Consider the following 18,619-nt stretch of genomic DNA (forward strand, 5'->3'; position numbering starts at 1 on the left):
CGAACGGCCCATAAATGGGTGAGATGAAGCCGTACCCAAAATATTTCGAGAAGATTCGCATCCGCCCGGAGAAGGACGCGGAGCTGAAGTCGCGTTCGCCGATCTGCCAATGGGATGGCTGCAAGGAGGCCGGTACCCACCGCGCGCCGGTCGGGCGGATGAAGGAAGGCGAGTATTTCCAGTTCTGCTTCGACCATGTGCGCGAGTACAACAAGGGCTTCAATTATTTCTCGGGCGTTCCGGATACCGAGATCGCGCGCTTCCAGAAGGAAGCCATGACCGGCCACCGGCCGACCTGGAAAATGGGCGTCAACGGCGCCTCGACACGCTCCTCGCCCGACTTCGCCCAGGCGCGTTCCGGCCGTGCCGGCTACTACAATCGCATGCGCGATCCCTTCGACCTGTTCAAAGGCCCGAAGGACCCGCGCGAAGCACGCGAGCGCAAGGCCAAGCCGCTTGAGGCCAAGGCACTGGAAACGCTTGGCCTTGATACAAAGGCAAGTGGCAAGGATATCAAGGCGCGCTATAAGGAACTTGTGAAACGCCACCATCCGGATGCGAATGGCGGCGACAGAGGTTCGGAAGACCGGTTCCGCGATGTGCTCCAGGCGTATCGCGTGCTCAAGCAGGCAGGTTTGTGCTGAGCGACCTTACGGTTCGTGTCGCTTTCCAACTTTCATAGGGTTGGAAAAGGCTCTAAGACCGCCCCCGAACAAAATCGATTGCCAGCGAAACGCGGCGTTTCGCTTGTGGAGACGTGATAGAGATGAACAAGGTCGATCGCGACATCGCCAACCTGCCCGACACCACGGTGTCGGTGAAGGAGACATTCGGCTTCGACTCCAAGATGGTGGTGCCGGCCTATTCGGTGACGAGCGAGCATGTGCCCGACATCGATCCGGACTACCTGTTCGACAAGAACACGACGATGGCGATCCTCGCCGGCTTTGCCTATAACCGCCGCGTCATGGTGTCGGGCTATCACGGCACCGGCAAGTCGACGCATATCGAGCAGGTCGCCGCCCGCCTCAACTGGCCTTGCGTGCGTGTCAACCTCGACAGCCATGTCAGCCGTATCGATCTCGTCGGCAAGGATGCCATCGTCGTCAAGGAAGGGCTGCAGATCACCGAATTCCGCGACGGCATCCTGCCCTGGGCCTATCAGCACAATGTCGCGCTGTGCTTCGACGAGTACGATGCCGGCCGCCCGGACGTGATGTTCGTCATCCAGCGCGTGCTGGAATCGTCGGGCCGGCTGACGCTGCTCGACCAGAGCCGGGTTATCCGCCCGCATCCGGCCTTCCGGCTGTTTTCAACCGCGAATACGGTCGGGCTCGGCGACACCACAGGCCTCTACCACGGCACCCAGCAGATCAACCAGGCGCAGATGGACCGCTGGTCGATCGTCACTACGCTGAACTATTTGCCGCACGACAATGAAGTGAACATCGTGCTGGCCAAGGCCAAGCATTATCGCGACGGCAAGGGCAAGGAGATCGTCAACAAGATGGTTCGTGTCGCCGACATGACGCGCTCGGCCTTCATCAACGGCGATTTGTCGACGGTTATGAGCCCGCGCACGGTTATCACCTGGGCCGAGAATGCCGAAATCTTCGGCAATATCGGCATGGCGTTCCGGCTGACCTTCCTCAATAAATGCGACGAGCTGGAACGCTCGCTGGTCGCCGAGTTCTACCAGCGCGCCTTCGGCGAAGATTTGCCGGAATCGGCGGCGAATGTGGTGCTGGGCTAAGCAGAGTCTCGATGGCGGGTCCGGGCGACAACACACGAAACAAATCCAAGACCGGCGCTGAGGCCGACAGCTTCAAGCGCGCGGTTACCGTCTGCATGCGCGCCATCGCCGGCGACAAGGATCTCGAGGTCGGTTTCGCCAAGGACCGGCCGGCGCTGGCCGGCAGTCGCGCCCGGCTGCCCGAACTGCCGAAGAAGGCATCGAAGGCGGATATCGCCATTACCCGCGGGCTCGGCGATTCCATGGCGCTGAAGCGCGCCTGCCATGATACGCGCATCCACACCAGGCTGGCGCCGGAAGGCAAACAGGCCCGCGCCATCTACGACGCGGTCGAGCAGGCCCGGGTCGAGGCGATCGGCAGCCGCGCCATGCAGGGCGTTGCCGACAATATCGGCTCGATGCTCGAGGACAAATACGCCAGGGCCAACCTCGCCGACGTCAAGGACAAGGCCGACGCGCCGATCGAGGAGGCGCTGGCGCTGATGGTGCGCGAAAAGCTGACCGGCCGCACTGTGCCGAAGAGCGGCGAACGGCTGGTCGATCTCTGGCGCCCCTGGGTCGAGGAAAAAGCCAGTGCCGATCTGGACGGGCTGTCGGCAAAGCTCGACGACCAGCAGGCGTTCGCCCGCGTCGTGCGCGAGATGCTCGCCTCCATGGAAATGGCGGAGGAGCTCGGCGACGACCAGGAGACGGAAGACTCCGAGGACAACGACGAAAACCAGCCGCAAGGCGAGGAGCAGAGCGAGGAGGGCGGCGAAGACGATTCGGGCTCCGAGCAGTCGCAGTCCGAGGATACCGAGGCATCGTCGGACGACGAGCAATCGGCCGAGACGGAAGCCTCCGACGCCACCGCCGAGGATCTCTCCGACGATGACGACGCCGATGCGGAGACGCCCGGCGAGGCGCGCCGCAACGACAATCCCTTCACCAATCTGCCGAAAGAGATCGACTACAAGGTCTTCACCACGGCCTTCGACGAGACCGTTGGTGCGGAGGAACTGTGCGAGGAGGAGGAGCTCGACCGACTGCGCGCCTTCCTCGACAAGCAGCTCGCCAACCTTTCCGGCGTCGTCGGGCGGCTGGCCAACCGGCTGCAGCGCCGCCTGATGGCGCAGCAGAACCGCTCCTGGGATTTCGACCTCGAAGAAGGCTATCTCGATCCGGCACGGCTGGTGCGCGTCGTCATCGACCCGATGCAGCCTCTGTCCTTCAAGCAGGAGCGCGATACCAAATTCCGCGACACGGTGGTGTCGCTGGTGCTCGACAATTCGGGTTCGATGCGCGGCCGGCCGATCACGGTCGCCGCGACCTGCGCCGACATCCTGGCGCGCACGCTGGAACGCTGCGGCGTCTCGGTCGAAATCCTCGGCTTCACCACCCGCGCCTGGAAGGGCGGGCAGGCGCGCGAGAAATGGCTGAAGGAAGGCAAACCGCCGAACCCCGGCCGGCTCAACGATCTGCGCCACATCATCTACAAATCCGCCGACCACCCGTGGCGGCGGGCGCGCCGCAATCTCGGGCTGATGATGCGCGAGGGCCTGCTCAAGGAAAACATCGACGGCGAGGCGCTGCTGTGGGCGCACAACCGGCTGATCGCGCGGCCGGAGCAGCGCAAGATCCTGATGATGATCTCGGACGGGGCGCCGGTCGACGATTCGACGCTGTCGGTCAATCCGGGCAATTATCTCGAGCGGCATCTGCGCGCCATCATCGAGCTCATCGAGACGCGCTCGCCTGTCGAGCTTTTGGCCATCGGCATCGGCCACGACGTCACCCGCTACTATCGCCGCGCCGTCACCATCGTCGATGCCGAAGAACTGGCCGGCGCCATGACCGAGCAGCTGGCCTCGCTGTTCGCCGAGGAAACCGTGCGGGACACGCGGCGCGGCGGCATGCGGCGCGCCGGATGATTTTTTCCCGCGGCGGCTTTTGGCAGAAGCTTTTGGCCGCCAGTGCGTTGTTAGGCATCAGTTTGGCGCCGGCTATCGCTGCCGGCCTGGCCTCGGTCGAGCCGGCCGAAATCTCGGCACGGCCGATCAGCGAATTCCATATCGGCCGGCCGGACAAACAGTTCGGGCCGCTCGAATTCGTCGGCGGGCTCGAAATGACCTCGTCGACGCGCGATTTCGGCGCGCTCTCGGCGCTTCGGTTCCTCAAGCCCGGCAGCGATTTCATCGGCGTTGCCGACACCGGCTTCTGGTTCTTCGGCACCCTCGTCCACGATGCCGAGAAGCGGCCTTCCGGCATCCAGAATTTTCGCATGCAGCAGATGGTCGATGCGGCCGGCCAGTCGATCGACGAGAAATGGGCGGTCGATGCCGAAGGCCTCGCGGTCAAGGACGGTATTGCCACGGTCGGTTTCGAGGGCGATCACCGTATCGCAGAGTTCAAGATCGATCCGGACGGCATGAAGGTGCCGTTCAGGCAATTGGACTTCCTGATCCCAGCCTGGGAACTTCGCCGCAATCGCGGCTTTGAGACCGTCACCCGCGCCAGTCCCAACGGGCAGCACGCGGGCGGACTGGTCGTGGTGTCGGAAAAGAGCCTCGACAAGGCCGGCAACATCTTTGCCGCGATCATCGAAGGGCCGCACAAGGGCGTCTTCACCGTCAAGCGCAATGGCGATTTCGACATCACCGACGGCGCCTTCCTGCCGGACGGCGACCTGTTGCTTCTGGAGCGCAGTTTTTCGATGGCCGGCGGCGTCAAGATGCGGCTGCGGCGCATCTATGGCGAAGGCGTCGAGAAGGGCGCCGTCGCCGACGGGCCGGTGCTGCTCGAAGCCGACATGGGCTACCAGATCGACAACATGGAAGCGCTCGACGTCTGGACCCGCGACGATGGCGCGCTGATCGTGTCGCTGATGTCCGATGACAACCACTCGATCCTGCAGCGCAATCTTTACCTGGAATTTGTGCTGCACGAGGATTGACGCGCGACCGGCCTGCTGGCTGACAGCATCGCTGGCGTTTCCGCGCCGTTTTGCAGCGCAGGCAATTTCCCTTGCAATTTCCCCTGGCGATTTTCTCTGGCAATGACCCGCGTCGCGGGTTTTCCAGCCGGCTCTCACCATTTGCAAAAATACTTTAGTCGTGACTTGACAGTTGGTGTCATCGGCGAAATACTCAAGTCCATGCTTAAGTATTCCGAGATCGACAGCATCCTGCGGGCTCTTGCCGAGCCGACGCGCCGGGCAATCCTGGAAAGGCTGAGCCGCGGGCCGGCCACCGTCAGCCAGTTGGCGGAGCCGTTCGGCATGACCTTCGCCGCCGTGCTCCAGCACCTCCAGGCGCTGGAAGCGTGCGGGCTGATCCGCAGCGAGAAGGTCGGACGCGTGCGCACCTGCCGGATCGAGCCCGGCGGGCTAGCCCCGCTCGCCGACTGGATCGCCGCGCGCCGTACGCCCGCCGAACGCCAGCTCGACCGTCTCGGCCAGATCCTGGCGGAGACTGACCAACCGAAAGCAACACTCCACGAGCAGGAAAAGGACGACAAGAAATGAACCAGATTGCCCCGGTTAACGACGAGCACTCCGTCATCCATTCGACCTTCACGATCGAGCGGACCTATCCGCAATCGCCCGAGAGCGTCTTCTTCGCCTTTGCCGACAAGGCGACGGTGCGGCGCTGGCGCGTCGAAGGCGACGGGTTCACCATCGCCGAATTCACCTTCGATTTCCGTGTCGGCGGTGGCGAGGTTTCGCGGTTCAGCTACCAGGGCGGCCCGGAGATCAGGCTCGATGCGCAGTTCCAGGACATCGTCCCTGACCGGCGCATCGTATTTTCATACCGGATGGCGGTCGGGGCGCAGCCGCTGTCGGCGTCGCTCACCACGGTCGAGCTTGCACCTTCCGGCGAGGGCACCCGCCTGACCTATACCGAACAGGGTGCGTTCTTCGATGGCGTCGATTCAGCGCAAGGGCGCGAGGAGGGCACACGCGGGCTGCTGCAGGCGCTCGCCGCCGAGCTTCAGAAGGCGAAGTAGAGGTTCGTCGGCGTGGCGGGCGGTGACCACAAGGCCCGCCCGGATTGCGAGGTGGCCTATTGCCCCTTGGTCGCGAGCCAGACGATGTGCCGGGCGCCGCGCTTGCCGTGAGCCCGCACCTTGACCTCCTCGACCGTGAAGCCGCCCTGCTTGAGCCTTCGGGTGAAACCTGCGTCAGGGCCCTGCGACCAGACCGCCAGCACACCGCCGGGCTTGAGAGCTGCTCTCGCGCTGATCAGGCCGGCTGCGCTGTAGAGCGCATCGTTGGCCTTGTAGACGATGCCCTCGGGGCCATTGTCGACATCGAGCAGGATCGCGTCCCAGGTCGATGCTTCCGAACGGATGAGCTGACCGACATCGGCCTCGCGAATGCTGACGCGCCGGTCATCAAGGCAGCCGTCGAAAACCTCGGCCATCGGGCCGCGCGCCCAAATCACGACTGCCGGCACCAGTTCGGCAACGGCGACCTGCGCACCGTCGCCGAGCTCGGCCAGCGCCGCGCGCAAGGTAAAGCCCATGCCGAGGCCGCCGATCAGGATGTTTGGGGTCCGGCGGCCGGCAATCCTTTGGCAGGACAGTTTCGCAAGCGCCTCTTCGGAACCGCTGAGCCGGCTGTTCATCAGCTCGTTCGGGCCAAGCATGATCGAGAATTCGCCGCCGCGCCGCTTCAGGCGGAGTTCCTGTCCGCCGTCAGGCGTTTTTGCCGAGTCCAGTTGAAGCCAGGGGATCATGCTCGATAGTCTTTGAGCATGATCTTGTCCGAAAACCGGTTCCCACTTTTCGGGATCATGCTGCCAGTGCCGGCTGGCTCCAGCGGGCGGCAAGCAGCCGGTAGGGGATCAGCGCCACCACCGCTATGACCAGCTTGACGCTGAGATCGCCGAGCGCCCAGGATACCCAGCGCATCGTCTCGACCGGCAACACACCCATCAGCGGCGCGGTTTCCAACGCAAAGCCGTCGTTCGGTCCGGCGAAGGCGAAAGCCGCCGCAAAGGCGACGGTGAAAAACACCACCGTGTCGAAGACAGAGCCGACCAGCGTGCCGACAATCGGCGCGCGCCACCAACTCTGCCGGCGCAACCGGTTGAACACGGTGACGTCGAGCAACTGCGCGGTGAGGAAGGCGGCGCCCGAGGCCGCGGCAATGCGCACCAGCCGGTCGGCGGCGGTCTCGAATTCGATCAGGCCGTGGCGAAACAGCAGCGGCGGGATGACGATCGAGCAGATCACCGCTGTCATGAAGCCGATAAAGACGATCCTGCGCGCCACCGCCGGCCCATAACGGCGATTGGCGAGATCGGTGACCAGGAATGAGAACGGATAGGTGAAGGCGCCCCAGGTCAGGATGTCGGCCAACGACAATCCGCCGATAGCACCCTGCATCGGGAACTGCACGAGGATGTTCGAGGCCACGACGACGAGCGCCATGGCCGCCACGAAGGGCAGGTACCGCGAGAGGAAGATCATTTTTTTATCCTGGGTAATGGAACCAGCGGAACGCGATCCGGAACCCGGGTCACGCCCTGGAAGGCGGCTGCCGCCGAAAAACTCAGGCGGCCGGCTGTTCGGCGAGCTTCTTGGCGATCTGCTTCTTCAACAGGCGGGCGCGCTGCGACAATTCCTTGGCATCGGCCTTGGCCAGGAAGGCATCGAGACCGCCGCGATGCTCGACCGAACGCAGCGCGTTGGCCGAAATGCGCAGGCGCACATTCTGGTTCAGCGCTTCCGAGATCAGCGTCACATTGACGAGATTGGGCAGGAAGCGACGCTTGGTCTTGTTGTTGGCGTGGCTCACATTGTTGCCGGACATGACTGCCTTGGCAGTGAGTTCGCAAGTGCGGGACATGATACTAACCTTCGGTTCTCGGTCCTGGCCAAACATTCGACCCGCGCCGGGTGGCGCGCGGTTTCGGTCAGGCGGCCTCATGGAAAAAGTTGGCGTTCCATAGTTGCATTTCGCCGAGGCGTCAAGCTTGGGGGTTGCTTCGGGGATGGGGAATCGCACTTTCGGAGTAGGTGTCGTCAGTGAAGCTGCTGATCGCCCTCTTCTGGAGGAGATATTGCTGTCCCGCAGTTCTCTCAAGACCTGGGTTCCTCGCCCACCGCATGATGGTTGCGCTCTCCCCACTTTCGTGGGGCGAGGAGCCCAAGCCGGAGTGAAGCCGCAACCCTTTCCCTCATCCGGGCCGAGGCAGATCCGCAAATTCGTCGATGGCCGCATTTTGTTCTTGCTTTGTGCCGGCAGCTATGCTACTAATTTAGGTATGGTGCTGATTCGCACCGACGACCCGCCCGCCGAGGCGGGTTTTTTTCTGGCCCTGGACCCTCCCCAGCGTTCCCTGCCGACGCCGCCTTTCACATTAAGGCCGGAATTCAGCCTATAAGCGGTCGCACAGGGACATGCCAGACCGGAGCCGCCCGTCCGGTCGACAACCAAGGACCCGCCATGCCTCGTTCTTTCCTCCATGCCCTGGTCGTGCTGATGGCCGTCGCGCTGTCGACGACGGTTTCGGCCGCTGAGCCGCAATCCTTCACGGGCGAGTATTCGGTATCGTTCCTCGGCCTTTCCGTGGCCAAAGCGAAATTCTCCAGCCATTACGAGGGCGACACCTATTCGATCGAGGGCAGCGTCTCCGCTGCCGGCCTCGCCACTTTGTTCGACGATACGCGAGGTACGATCTCGTCGAAGGGCAAGATTTCGGGCAAGCGGTTGCAGCCGCAAGCGTTCCACGCCGACTACACCTCCGGCAAGAAGGCATCGATGATCGACATCCGGTTTGCCAACGGCGTCGTCACCTCGACCAAGGTCGTGCCTGAGCCGAAGAAGCGCAATCCCAACAACTGGATACCGCTGGCCGGCAGCGATCTCGTATCGGTCCTCGACCCCATGGCCGCGACCGTCATCCATGCCGACAGCCTCGACCAGGTCTGCGGGCGCACGGTGAAGCTCTATGACGGCGAAATGCGGGCCGATCTCAAATTGACCTACGAGTCCAAAGGGTCGATTTCGGTGGCCGGCTACAAGGGCGATACGGTCACTTGCAGGCTGGGCTTCGAGCCGGTGGCCGGTTACCGCAAGAACCGCAAAGCGCTGAACTACCTGAAGAAACGCAGCCGCATCATGGTGACGTTTGCACCAGTCGGCCAAAGCGGCGTATATGCGCCGATCCGCGCCACGGTCAGCACGCAAATCGGTCCGTTGACGATCAGCGCGGAGCGGTTCGAAGCAAACGAATAGGCGTGATGGTGCGCCGCCAACGGGGCACGGGGCGACGGGTATGGCGCGCGCAACACTGATCGGCTTCTCCGCGGTCGCCATGTGGGCGCTGCTGGCGCTGCTTACGGATGCTTCGGGCGCCGTGCCGCCGTTCCTGCTTTCGGCAATCACCTTTACGATCGGCACTTGCGTCGGGCTGGTTGCCCGGCTGTTGATGCCGGCAGCCGATGGCGCCGCGAAGATACCGCGCCAGGTCTGGGTGATCGGCATTGCCGGCCTGTTCGGCTACCACTTCTTCTACTTCACCGCGCTGCGCAATGCGCCGGCCGTCGAGGCCAGCCTGATCGCCTATCTGTGGCCGCTGCTGATCGTGCTGGGGTCGGCGCTGATGCCGGGCGAGCGGCTGGCCTGGAATCACGTCGCCGGCGCGCTGCTCGGCCTTGCCGGCACGGTCCTGATCGTCACCAAAGGTGGCGGGCTTGCCTTCGACGCGCGTTATGCCTTCGGCTACGCCATGGCCGGCGTCTGTGCGGTGCTGTGGTCGTCCTATTCGCTGTTGTCGCGGCGCTTCCCGTCGGTGCCGACCAGCATCGTTACCTGGTTCTGCGCCGCCACCGCGGTCCTTTCGCTGGTCTGCCACCTATTGCTTGAACAGACGGTGCTGCCCGCCGGCGCCGGCCAGTGGCTGGCCGTGCTCGGCCTCGGTCTGATGCCGGTGGGGGCGGCGTTCTATGCCTGGGACATCGGCGTCAAGCGCGGCAACATCCAGGTGCTGGGGGCGGCGAGCTATGCCGCGCCGCTGCTGTCCACCCTGGTGCTGATCGCCGCCGGCTTCGCCCAGCCGTCATGGCGCATCCTCGCCGCCTGCGTGCTGATCACCGGCGGCGCGGCACTCGCGGCGAAATCGCTGTTCCTGCGCAAGAGGGCTACGAGCGAGGCAAACGCTTGATGCCGTTTCCCGGCGGCATCGATGCCAATGCCAATGCGACGCTGGTGTTTTCGCTGGCGGCGGCGGTGATTTACGCGTTCAGCCTCGGCATGCCGCCGCGCCTTTCGCGGTCGGCGGCAAGGACGTTGGCGGTGGCGATGCTTGCGGTGCTGGTCGTGCAGCAGGGCGGTCCATGGCTGCTCGTCGCCGCACTCGGCGTCAGCGCCGTCGGCGACGCCCTCCTGTCGCGCGACGGCGAGAAGGCATTTCTTGGCGGCGCAACCAGTTTTCTTGCCGCGCACGTGCTTTACGTCGTGCTGTTCCTGCGTGCCGGCGGCGGCCTCGGGCTGCTTTTGGCCGAGCCGTGGCGAGCAGCGATCGTGCTGGCGATGGCCGTGTTGGTGTTGGCGATGGTTTTCGCGCTCCGGCGCCGCGTCGGCCCCGCCTTGCGTTTGCCGATTGGCGTGCATGCCGCGGCACTGCTTGCCATGGGCATTGCGGCGCTCACCCTGAACAGCGTCGGGGTCATTGGCGGCATCGTCCTGCTCATCCTGTCCGACGGGCTGCATGCCGCGGAAAAGTTCCTGCTGCCCGCCATCTCGCCGCACCGCATTTGGGTGCGCCATGCGGCATGGGCGCTGTATTACGTCGGCCAGCTGGCGATCACGCTGGGTTTCCTGCTGGGCTAGGTGCCTATGGGGTTCCCGGCAGCCAGCCTGGTTCGGCAAGTTCGAAGGCGGCGAAATCGAAACCCGGCGCCACAGTGCAGCCGACCAAGGTCCATTCGCCGAGGCTGCGTGCCGACTGCCACCAGCCTGCCGGCACGACGATCTGCGGCCGCTCGCCTGCAGCGAGCCCGGTACCGAGGATCTCCTCGATGCCGGGACCGCCTTCTCGATGTATCGACAGCGCCAGCGGCGCACCGTCATAGAAATGCCAGACCTCGGCCGCGTCCTTGACCCGGTGCCAAGCCGACAATTGGTCCTTCTCGAGGAGGAAATAGATCGCCGTCGAATGGCCGCGCGTGCCTGCCGAGCCGTCGCGAAAGGTCTCGGCATACCAGCCGCCTTCCGGATGCGGCTTCAGGCCGAGCAGAGCGATGATTTCGGCGGAACTGGTCATGACCCTAGCTCCTGGCGCCGCTCAGAAATTGTCCTTGCGCTTGCGGATCTCGGCGAACACTTCGGCGTCGGAGGCCTTCTCCAGGCCGAGATGTCTGCGGATCGCCGGATCGTGCCAGCGCAGGAACGGATTGGTCGACAGTTCCTCGCCGATCGTCGTCGGCAGCGTCGGCTTGCCGTCGGCGCGCAACGCCTCGACCTTGGCGGCGCGCTCTTTCAGCGCCGAATTGGTCGGGTCGACGGTCAGCGCGAAACGGGCGTTGGCCAGCGTATATTCATGGCCGCAATAGACGACCGTGTGGGCCGGCAGCGCCGCGAGCTTCTTCAGGGATTCGTACATCACCGGCGGCTTGCATTCGAGCAGCCGCCCGCAGCCGAGCGCAAACAGCGTGTCGGCGGCGAAAGCTACTTTCGACGCCGGCAGATGATAGGTGACATGGCCCGCCGTGTGGCCGGGCGTGGCGATGACCTCGATCCGCTCGTCGCCGAGGCGGACAACCGAGCCCTGTTCGACGGTTTCGTCGATGCCGGGAATCTTTGCCTTTTCGGCTTCCGGACCGACAATGCGCAGCTTGAAACGCTCCTTCAGCGCCAGATTGGCCTCGACGTGGTCGAGATGGTGGTGGGTGGTCAGGATCATCGTCGGGGTCCAGCCGGTGCGCTTGATGGCCGCCAGGATGGGCGCCTCCTCGGGCGCATCGATGAGCGCCGTCTGGCCGCTTTTCGGGTCGTGCACCAGCACGCCGAAATTGTCGCTGCGGCACATGAATTGTTCGATCTCGACCGGCATCGCATCTCTCCCTTTATTGCCGCAGACATAGGGCGCCTGCCAGCCGATGTCATCTGCCTTTGTTGAACTTGGACTGCTTCGAAGCTACCGTTCCGCGCATGCATTCAGACATTGTCGATCTCCGTTCGTTTTATTCGACCACGCTCGGCCGCCTGGCCGAACGCTCGATCACTATGGCGCTGTCCTCGATATGGGCCGTAGTGCCCAACGAGCGGCTGGTCGGTCTCGGCTATACCTTGCCGTGGCTGGAACGCTTCGGCAGCGATGCCGAGCGTGTGTTTGCCTTCATGCCGGCAACACAGGGCGCGGTGGTCTGGCCGGCGACGGGGCCGACGGCGACCGCGCTGGTCTTCGACGAGGAACTGCCGCTGGTCGATTCCTGCATCGACCGCATGCTGCTCGTCCATTCGCTCGAACATGTCGAGAACCCGCGCGAGACGCTGAACGAGATCTGGCGGGTGCTGTCGCCGGCCGGCCGTGTCGTCATCGTTGTGCCCAACCGGCGCGGCGTCTGGGCGCGCTTCGAGCATACGCCTTTCGGCAATGGCCGGCCGTTCTCGCGCGGCCAGCTCACTGAATTGCTACGCGAAGCGAATTTCACGCCGGCGGCATGGTCCGATGCGCTGTTCTTCCCGCCGTCGCCGCGACGTTTCATGATGCAGTTCCACAATGTGCTGGAACGCGCCGGCCGGCGCTTCTGGCCGATCTTTTCGGGCGTCATCGTCGTCGAGGCGCAGAAGCGGCTCTATCAAGGCGTGCCGGTTGCCCAGCGCGCGTCCCGCCGCGTCTTCGTGCCGGTTCTCTCGCCGCATGGCGCCCCGACGCTCGGCCGGCTGTCGCGGGCCGAACATCCGGCGCGGGCAGGATGACGCGTTCGTGATCTCGGACAGGCTTTTTCACGCCTATCTGACGCGATCGGGTTTGCTGTCCGATTGAAGGCCGTGCGGCCGATCCCTATGACCGGTTCGGCATCGCTCCGAATGCAAGGATTTAACCAATGGATGATCATCCGGATGTCGAGGCCAGCGCCCAGAAGCTTGCCACCTCGATCGAAGCCAGCAGCCTGGGTGAGCAGCTGGCAACAATCAAGATAGCGCTGACCACCTCGCCGGTGCGAAAGCAATTGTTTTGGGCCGCGATCGGCATCGTCGCCGTCATTGTCGCAACCTCGGTCGGGCAGATTCTGCTCAATCGCTGGAACCAGCCGTTCTTCGACGCGCTGGCGCGGCGCGACATGCCGGCCTTCCTGCATCAGCTTCTGGTCTTTGCGGCAATAGCCGGCGGGCTGCTTCTGTTTAACGTGGGCCAGACCTGGCTCGACCAGATGATCCGCCTGAAGCTGCGCGAGGCGCTGACGCTCGACCTAATCGGCGAGTGGATGCGGCCGGCGCGCGCCTTCCGGCTGGCCCATGCCGGCGCCATCGGCGTCAATCCCGACCAGCGCCTGCAGCAGGATGTCGCGCATCTCTCGGATCTTTCCACCGGCCTCGGCATCGGCCTGCTGCAGTCCTGCATCCTGCTTGCCTCATTCGTCGGCGTCTTGTGGTCGCTGTCTTCCGGCTTCGTCTTCCACATAGGCGGCCATTCGCTGGCCATACCCGGTTACATGGTCTGGGCGGCGATCCTTTATGCGGGCACCGCCTCCTGGTTGAGCTGGTTGGTCGGGCGGCCGCTGATCCGCTTCAACAACGATCGCTATACGCGTGAAGCGGAGCTGCGTTCTTCGGTGGTTCGCGTCAACGAGAATGTCGATGCCATCGCGCTGGCGCATGGCGAGGCCGATGCCAGGCGCCGCCTCGAATTCGATCTCGGCATGGTGCTGGGCGCCATGCGGCACATCTACCGCGCCCAGATCAATCTTTCCTGGGTCACCGACACCTACGGCTGGATCACTGTCGTCGCGCCGATCCTGGTCGCCTCACCGGTCTATTTCGCCGGCGATATCAGCTTTGGCGGTCTGATGATGGCAGTCGGCGCCTTCAACCAGGTCCATTCTTCGCTGCGTTGGTTCATCAACAATATCGGCGGCATCGCCGATTGGCGCGCTACGCTGATGCGGGTCGCCGACTTCCGCATCGCGCTTGGCGACACCGACGCGCTGCACCATACGGAAAGGCGCATTTCGTTCGGCGAAAACCCGGACGGCAGCCTGACGTTCGAGAAACTCGAGGTCGCCTCGCCGGAGGGATGCACCAAGCTTGCCGAGCCGCATGTCGAAATCCGCGCCGGCGACCGCGTCATGATCACCGGAGATCCGGGCGCCGGCAAGACGCTGTTCTTCCGCGCCATTGCCGGTCTGTGGCCATGGGGCAGCGGCCGCATCGGTATGCCGGCCGGAGAAGCGCCGATCTTTGTTCCGCGAACGCCCTATTTCCCGCTCGGCAGGCTGCGCGAGGTGCTCAACCATGCAGACGGCGCGGCGGAGGCGAGCGATGCCGAGATCTCGGAGGTGCTGGCCGATGTCGGGCTGCAGCGCCTGTCGTCCTCGCTCGATCGCTCGGCGCGCTGGGAGCGTGAACTCAGCGACGACGAGCAGCGTCTGCTGGCCTTTGCCAGGCTCGCCTTGCGACGGCCGAAATGGGTGATCATCGACGAGGCGCTGGACGCGTTCGACGGCCCGACGCTGAGGCAAGTGCTGTCGATGCTGGAGAAGCGCCTTCCCGACGCCGCGATCCTCAATATCGGCCGCGGCCAGCACAATGGCCGCTTCTTCCGGCGGGCGTTGACGATCGTCAAGGATGCCGGCCAACCGGCCCTCAAGCCGGCCCGTATCAGGGCAGGGGCCATCGAACCGCCCCCGGCCATCGCCTCGGCTGGCCGAAAGAAATAGAAACCAAGCTTTATTTCGCCGCGATCGCGGCGAAAAACTGTCGCGATCGTTTCAGATGGGAACGTTTCGATCGGCCATGCTTGACGCTCTCGCCCTGCTCGCCTGCCTTGCCTGCGCCCCCGCAGCACCTGCGGCCGCGCCGGCCAATGCACTTGCCGTCGATGTCGAGCTGGTGCTGGCCGTCGACATCTCGCAGTCGATGGATGAAAGGGAGTTTGCCCTGCAGCGCGCCGGCTATGTCGCGGCGCTGCGCCATCCCGACTTCATCAACGCCGTGCGTGCCGGCACCTCCGGCCGCATCGCCATCGCCTATTTCGAATGGGCCGGCACCATCCGCGACGACGCGGTCATTGCCTGGCAGGTCGTCGACAGCAAGGAGAGCGCCAACGCTTTCGCCGACAAGATCGCGGCCCGCCCGTTCAGGAGCTTTCGCGGCACCTCGATTTCCGGTGCAGTGGCTTTCGGCGCCGAGCTTTTCAACGGCACGGCCTTCACGGGCAAACGCCGCGTCATCGACGTTTCGGGCGACGGCCCAAACAACACCGGCTTGCCGGTCACGACGGCACGCGATGCGGCGCTGGCGAAGGGCATCGTCATCAACGGGCTGCCGATCCTGATCAGCCCGTCACCCACCTTCAGCCATCTCGACCGGTACTATGCCGAATGCGTCACCGGCGGGCCGGGCTCGTTCGTGCTGCCGATCTATGCTGCTTCCGAATTCGCCACCGCCACTCGCCGCAAACTGATCCTCGAGGTCAGCGGCATCGAGTATCCCAAGGTGGATCCGAGGACGATCCGCATCGAGGCACCGATCGACTGCCTGCAAGGCGAGCGCGACCGGCGGTTTTTCTCGGACCCATATTTCCCGGAACTTGATCGATAAGGCTGGCCCAGGGGTAGGTTAGGCCGGTGGCAGGCCGAAGGCCGGGAACAGAGATGGCCCGAGCGGCCCTATGAAGATCGTCAAGGAAGCGATCCCGCCCTCGGCTGCGTCGAACACGTGCAGGGAATGGGCCCGCCATTCAGGGCCATCGTGGCTGCGGGAATAAACTCCGACCGTCGGCTGGGCATTGGCCCGAGTGGCCAGCGTGCGGAAGCCGCCAAACCTCGGCCAGACGGTCTCGAAGAAACCGCGGATCGCTTCGCGGCCTTGATACCATTCGCGCCAAGGCGGCATTGTATAGATGGCGTCCTCACGCAGCAGCTCGATCAAGCTGTCGAGATTGGCGGCCTGCCATGCCTGCATGTAGCGTTCGAGCAGCAGGCCTTCTTGGGGGCTGGGCCGTGATCGGCTGGCCGGCCGTCCCTGGGGATAGCGCGCCGCCAGCGTTGCGCGGGCGCGCTGCAACGCGCTGTTGATCGAAGCCGTCGATCCGCCCAGCAAACGCGCCGTCTCGACGGCCGACCATCCCAGGACGTCGGCAAGCAGCAGCGCGGCGCGCTGCCTGGGTGGCAGATCCTGGATCGCTGCGACGAAGGCGAGCTGGACGGCCTCGCGGCTCTCGTAACGGGCTTCCGGACCTGGCTCGCTGCCGGCAATGTCTGGAAGCTCGGCGTCGGGGTAGGGCTCCAGCCAGGCGATGTCGGCTACGGGCCCGCCTATGGCCGCCCCGTGCGAGGGCGGCCGTCCGGGTTCCCGGAGAATGCGATGCGCCCTCGACCTCGCCTTGATGGCGTTGAGGCAAGCGTTGGTCGCGATCATGTAGAGCCAACCACGAACCGAACCTCGCCCGTCGAACTCCGACCTGGCACGCCAGGCGCGAAGCAACGTGTCCTGGACGAGGTCGTCGGCCTCGTGCAGCGAACCCATCATGCGATAGCAATGCAGCTTGAGCTCGCGGCGATGGGCGGCCGTGACCTTCTCGAAGGCCAGCCGATCGAGGATCGGCTGGCGTGCTGGTTCCAGGGGTGGTTGAGCGTCTGTCATGCGGGCTGTGCGGTTACGAGTGAGCTTTGCATTACGCGCGCCTCAGGCGGCCGGTGCAAGCCCGCTACCGCTGACCATGAAGGAACTGCCTTGCGGCTGGCCGGTGGCGAGCGCGACCACCGCCCGTCCGACGTCGGCCGGGGTTTGCATGTCGGTCATGGCGGCGATGAAGTCCGCCGGCTGGATGCCCATATAGGCAGCGACGCTGTCGACGCCGGCCTTGCCCACGCCGGTTTCCGGCATGATGCGCATCGGCGCGAGCGCCATGAAGCGAAGGCCGAGCCCGAGCCGGTCGGCTTCCTTCTGGCTATGACCGGCCAGGAACATCTGCATACGTTTTGCGCCGGCATAGCCGCCGGTATTGGGTGGTCCGCCGGTTAAGGCGGCGCCACTGGAGATCAGAACGATACGGGTTCCCGGCTTGAGCGGACGCCGCAGAGCGGCCCGGCAAAACAGGAACGATGCCTTGACGTCCGTGTCCCAATTTGCCGAGAACGCCTTCCAGTTCTGTTCGTGCACCGGCGCGGAAGGGGCCAGCGCGCCTGCGCAGATTACCAGCACGTCCGGCTCCAGCGCGGCGAAGACCTTATCGGGGGCGGAGTCCACCGTCGCATCGACCGCGAGCGTCGTCACGCCCGAGACCTCCCAGGCAAATTGCGCCAGGGCCTGTTTTCCGCGGGCGACGGCCAGCACCGTCGCTCTCTCCTTGAGGGCGGCCTCCGCGATGGAGCGGCCCACCCCACGGCTGCCTCCGACGACTACAACATTCTGACCTTGCAACGATCCCATGGATCACCTCTCTGTTCCCGGCCGCCGGACCATCCAGGCGCGCTCATCGATAAGGACAGCGCAGGCGTGCGGAAATCATCGGCGCCAGGCGGAAATATTTTTCAGGTGACAGCAGGGCTCGCGCACGGCCCTGTTCGGAGCAGCAACGGCAGAGGCGCGTCGGTTTTGTATTCAGTGTCATTACCTCGGGGGTAATCGACCTGCGTGCAAGGTCTCGGCAAACTGCTCCCATCAAGCCGGTTGTCCGGCTTCGACCACCAGGGAGTACAGCCATGACCGCCTACGCCGTCGCGCATATGCGCCAGGTCACGCCGGGGCCGCAGATCGTCGAGTACCTGCACAAGATCGATGCCACGCTGGAGCCGTTTGGCGGGCGCTTCATCGTGCATGGCAGCGAGGTGGAAGTCGTTGAAAACACCTGGCCGGGCCACCTCGTCATGATCGAATTTCCAGACATGCAGCAGGCGCGCGCATGGTACCGCTCGCCCGCCTATCAGGAGATCTTGCCGCTGCGCACCGAGAATTCTCAGTCCGACGTGGTCCTGGTCGATGGCGTCCAGCACCCGCATAAGGCCACCGACGTTCTCGAATAAGGGGACGATCTGCGACGATTGGCTCTTATCGTTTCAGCAGAAACACCGCCTGCTGGCCGAAAAAATTCCAGAACCACCACGGCATCGAGAAGCCGATCCGCTGGCCATTGGCGTCGAGCGCGGTCGCCTTTTCCACCGTCGCGCCAAGCTCGTCGCACAGATTGACGAAATCGCGAATGGTGCAGAAATGGATGTTGGGGGTGTCATACCAGGAATAGGGCAGGTCCTTGGTCACCGGCATGCGGCCGTTGAACAGTAGCGAAAAGCGCACCCGCCAGTGGCCGAAATTTGGGAATGAGACGATGGCGCGGTTGCCGATCCTGAGCAGTTCGTCGAGCACCAATTTCGGATTGCGGGTCGCCTGCAAGGTCTGCGACAAGACGACGAAGTCGAAGCCCTTATCGGGATAGAATTGGAGATCCTTGTCGGCATCGCCCTGGATGACCGACAGGCCGCGCGCCACGCATTCGTTGACGCCGCGCTGCGACAGTTCCAGCCCGCGACCGTCGACCTTCTTGGTCGCCTGCAGCAATTCGAGCAGCAGGCCGTCGCCGGAACCGACGTCCAGCACCCGCGACTGCGGCGGGATGAGATCGGCGACGACCTCGAGGTCGACGCGCTGGGCGCGGTTGACGCTCATGGGCTCGTCACTTGCCTGGCGCATGAGCCTGATCCGAAAAGCCTGCA

General features: G+C 64.3%; 22 protein-coding genes. 14 read left to right on the forward strand and 8 right to left on the reverse strand.

The window, feature by feature from the left end:
- Positions 1-14: 14 nt before the first annotated feature.
- From NKH78_RS19805 to NKH78_RS19830, 6 genes are all read left to right on the forward strand, one after another.
- Complete coding sequence (locus tag NKH78_RS19805) at positions 15-644, forward strand: J domain-containing protein (protein WP_254816626.1); 630 nt, start codon at positions 15-17, stop codon at positions 642-644.
- A gap of 122 nt (positions 645-766) precedes the next feature.
- Positions 767-1,753: a cobaltochelatase subunit CobS gene (cobS, locus tag NKH78_RS19810; protein WP_352505069.1), complete on the forward strand. Its 987-nt coding sequence runs from the start codon at positions 767-769 to the stop codon at positions 1,751-1,753.
- Between the two features lie 11 nt (positions 1,754-1,764).
- A complete protein-coding gene (gene cobT / locus NKH78_RS19815; RefSeq protein WP_352505070.1) occupies positions 1,765-3,663 on the forward strand; it encodes a cobaltochelatase subunit CobT in 1,899 nt (632 codons plus the stop codon).
- Positions 3,660-4,685, forward strand: coding sequence for an esterase-like activity of phytase family protein (locus NKH78_RS19820; RefSeq protein WP_352687356.1), 1,026 nt, complete (start codon positions 3,660-3,662; stop codon positions 4,683-4,685). The genes cobT and NKH78_RS19820 overlap by 4 nt, the downstream gene beginning before the upstream one ends.
- A 201-nt stretch (positions 4,686-4,886) precedes the next feature.
- A complete protein-coding gene (locus NKH78_RS19825) occupies positions 4,887-5,255 on the forward strand; it encodes an ArsR/SmtB family transcription factor (protein ID WP_352687410.1) in 369 nt (122 codons plus the stop codon).
- Positions 5,252-5,737 carry an SRPBCC family protein gene (locus tag NKH78_RS19830; RefSeq protein ID WP_352687358.1) on the forward strand — a complete coding sequence of 162 codons (486 nt, stop codon included), beginning with the start codon at positions 5,252-5,254 and terminating at the stop codon, positions 5,735-5,737. The genes NKH78_RS19825 and NKH78_RS19830 overlap by 4 nt, the downstream gene beginning before the upstream one ends.
- A 56-nt stretch (positions 5,738-5,793) precedes the next feature.
- Here NKH78_RS19830 and NKH78_RS19835 read toward each other — a convergent pair whose 3' ends face one another.
- The 3 genes from NKH78_RS19835 to rpmB all read right to left on the reverse strand — a co-directional run bounded on the left by NKH78_RS19835 (position 5,794) and on the right by rpmB (position 7,583).
- Positions 5,794-6,468, reverse strand: coding sequence for a polyamine aminopropyltransferase (locus tag NKH78_RS19835; RefSeq protein ID WP_352687360.1), 675 nt, complete (start codon positions 6,466-6,468; stop codon positions 5,794-5,796).
- A 55-nt stretch (positions 6,469-6,523) separates the two neighbouring features.
- The gene (locus NKH78_RS19840; RefSeq protein WP_254816630.1) at positions 6,524-7,204 is read right to left on the reverse strand and encodes a queuosine precursor transporter; all 681 of its coding nucleotides are present in this window, start codon (positions 7,202-7,204) and stop codon (positions 6,524-6,526) included.
- Between the two features lie 82 nt (positions 7,205-7,286).
- Complete coding sequence (rpmB, locus tag NKH78_RS19845) at positions 7,287-7,583, reverse strand: 50S ribosomal protein L28 (protein WP_006328411.1); 297 nt, start codon at positions 7,581-7,583, stop codon at positions 7,287-7,289.
- Between the two features lie 310 nt (positions 7,584-7,893).
- On the opposite strand from rpmB, the gene NKH78_RS19850 reads away from it, so the two are divergent.
- The 4 genes from NKH78_RS19850 (at position 7,894) to NKH78_RS19865 (ending at position 10,571) form a co-directional block, all read left to right on the forward strand.
- On the forward strand, positions 7,894-8,121 hold the full coding sequence (locus tag NKH78_RS19850; protein WP_352687362.1) for a hypothetical protein: 228 nt from the start codon (positions 7,894-7,896) through the stop codon (positions 8,119-8,121).
- Between the two features lie 62 nt (positions 8,122-8,183).
- Positions 8,184-8,975: a DUF3108 domain-containing protein gene (locus NKH78_RS19855; protein WP_352649297.1), complete on the forward strand. Its 792-nt coding sequence runs from the start codon at positions 8,184-8,186 to the stop codon at positions 8,973-8,975.
- Between the two features lie 40 nt (positions 8,976-9,015).
- Entirely contained in the window at positions 9,016-9,903 is an 888-nt protein-coding gene (gene yddG / locus NKH78_RS19860; RefSeq protein ID WP_254816632.1) for an aromatic amino acid exporter YddG, read from the forward strand.
- Positions 9,903-10,571, forward strand: coding sequence for a lysoplasmalogenase family protein (locus NKH78_RS19865; protein ID WP_352737943.1), 669 nt, complete (start codon positions 9,903-9,905; stop codon positions 10,569-10,571). Before yddG ends, NKH78_RS19865 begins: the two co-directional genes overlap by 1 nt.
- 4 nt (positions 10,572-10,575) lie before the next feature.
- Here NKH78_RS19865 and NKH78_RS19870 read toward each other — a convergent pair whose 3' ends face one another.
- A complete protein-coding gene (locus NKH78_RS19870) occupies positions 10,576-11,004 on the reverse strand; it encodes a cupin domain-containing protein (protein WP_352737942.1) in 429 nt (142 codons plus the stop codon).
- A 21-nt stretch (positions 11,005-11,025) separates the two neighbouring features.
- Positions 11,026-11,793: a hydroxyacylglutathione hydrolase gene (gene gloB, locus NKH78_RS19875; protein WP_352737940.1), complete on the reverse strand. Its 768-nt coding sequence runs from the start codon at positions 11,791-11,793 to the stop codon at positions 11,026-11,028.
- Between the two features lie 98 nt (positions 11,794-11,891).
- On the opposite strand from gloB, the gene NKH78_RS19880 reads away from it, so the two are divergent.
- The 3 genes from NKH78_RS19880 (at position 11,892) to NKH78_RS19890 (ending at position 15,506) form a co-directional block, all read left to right on the forward strand.
- A complete protein-coding gene (locus tag NKH78_RS19880) occupies positions 11,892-12,662 on the forward strand; it encodes a class I SAM-dependent methyltransferase (protein WP_352737939.1) in 771 nt (256 codons plus the stop codon).
- A gap of 128 nt (positions 12,663-12,790) precedes the next feature.
- Positions 12,791-14,623, forward strand: a complete 1,833-nt coding sequence (locus tag NKH78_RS19885; RefSeq protein ID WP_352737938.1) for an ABC transporter ATP-binding protein/permease — start codon at positions 12,791-12,793, stop codon at positions 14,621-14,623.
- 76 nt (positions 14,624-14,699) lie between these two features.
- Positions 14,700-15,506 (forward strand): DUF1194 domain-containing protein, encoded by an 807-nt coding sequence (locus NKH78_RS19890; RefSeq protein ID WP_352737937.1) that lies wholly within the window; start codon positions 14,700-14,702, stop codon positions 15,504-15,506.
- A gap of 18 nt (positions 15,507-15,524) precedes the next feature.
- On the opposite strand, the gene NKH78_RS19895 is transcribed toward NKH78_RS19890, so the two are convergent.
- Positions 15,525-16,550: an RNA polymerase subunit sigma-70 gene (locus NKH78_RS19895; protein WP_352737936.1), complete on the reverse strand. Its 1,026-nt coding sequence runs from the start codon at positions 16,548-16,550 to the stop codon at positions 15,525-15,527.
- 42 nt (positions 16,551-16,592) lie between these two features.
- Positions 16,593-17,339 (reverse strand): SDR family NAD(P)-dependent oxidoreductase, encoded by a 747-nt coding sequence (locus NKH78_RS19900; RefSeq protein WP_352649305.1) that lies wholly within the window; start codon positions 17,337-17,339, stop codon positions 16,593-16,595.
- A 272-nt stretch (positions 17,340-17,611) separates the two neighbouring features.
- Between NKH78_RS19900 and NKH78_RS19905 the strand changes: the two genes are divergently transcribed.
- Positions 17,612-17,932, forward strand: a complete 321-nt coding sequence (locus NKH78_RS19905; RefSeq protein WP_352649306.1) for a DUF1330 domain-containing protein — start codon at positions 17,612-17,614, stop codon at positions 17,930-17,932.
- Between the two features lie 25 nt (positions 17,933-17,957).
- Here the strand turns inward: NKH78_RS19905 and metW are convergent, their stop codons facing one another.
- Positions 17,958-18,572 carry a methionine biosynthesis protein MetW gene (metW, locus tag NKH78_RS19910; protein ID WP_254817066.1) on the reverse strand — a complete coding sequence of 205 codons (615 nt, stop codon included), beginning with the start codon at positions 18,570-18,572 and terminating at the stop codon, positions 17,958-17,960.
- Positions 18,573-18,619: the final 47 nt, after the last annotated feature.

Origin of the sequence: Mesorhizobium sp. M0910, from assembly GCF_040319465.1 — a bacterium.
Lineage (GTDB): Bacteria > Pseudomonadota > Alphaproteobacteria > Rhizobiales > Rhizobiaceae > Mesorhizobium.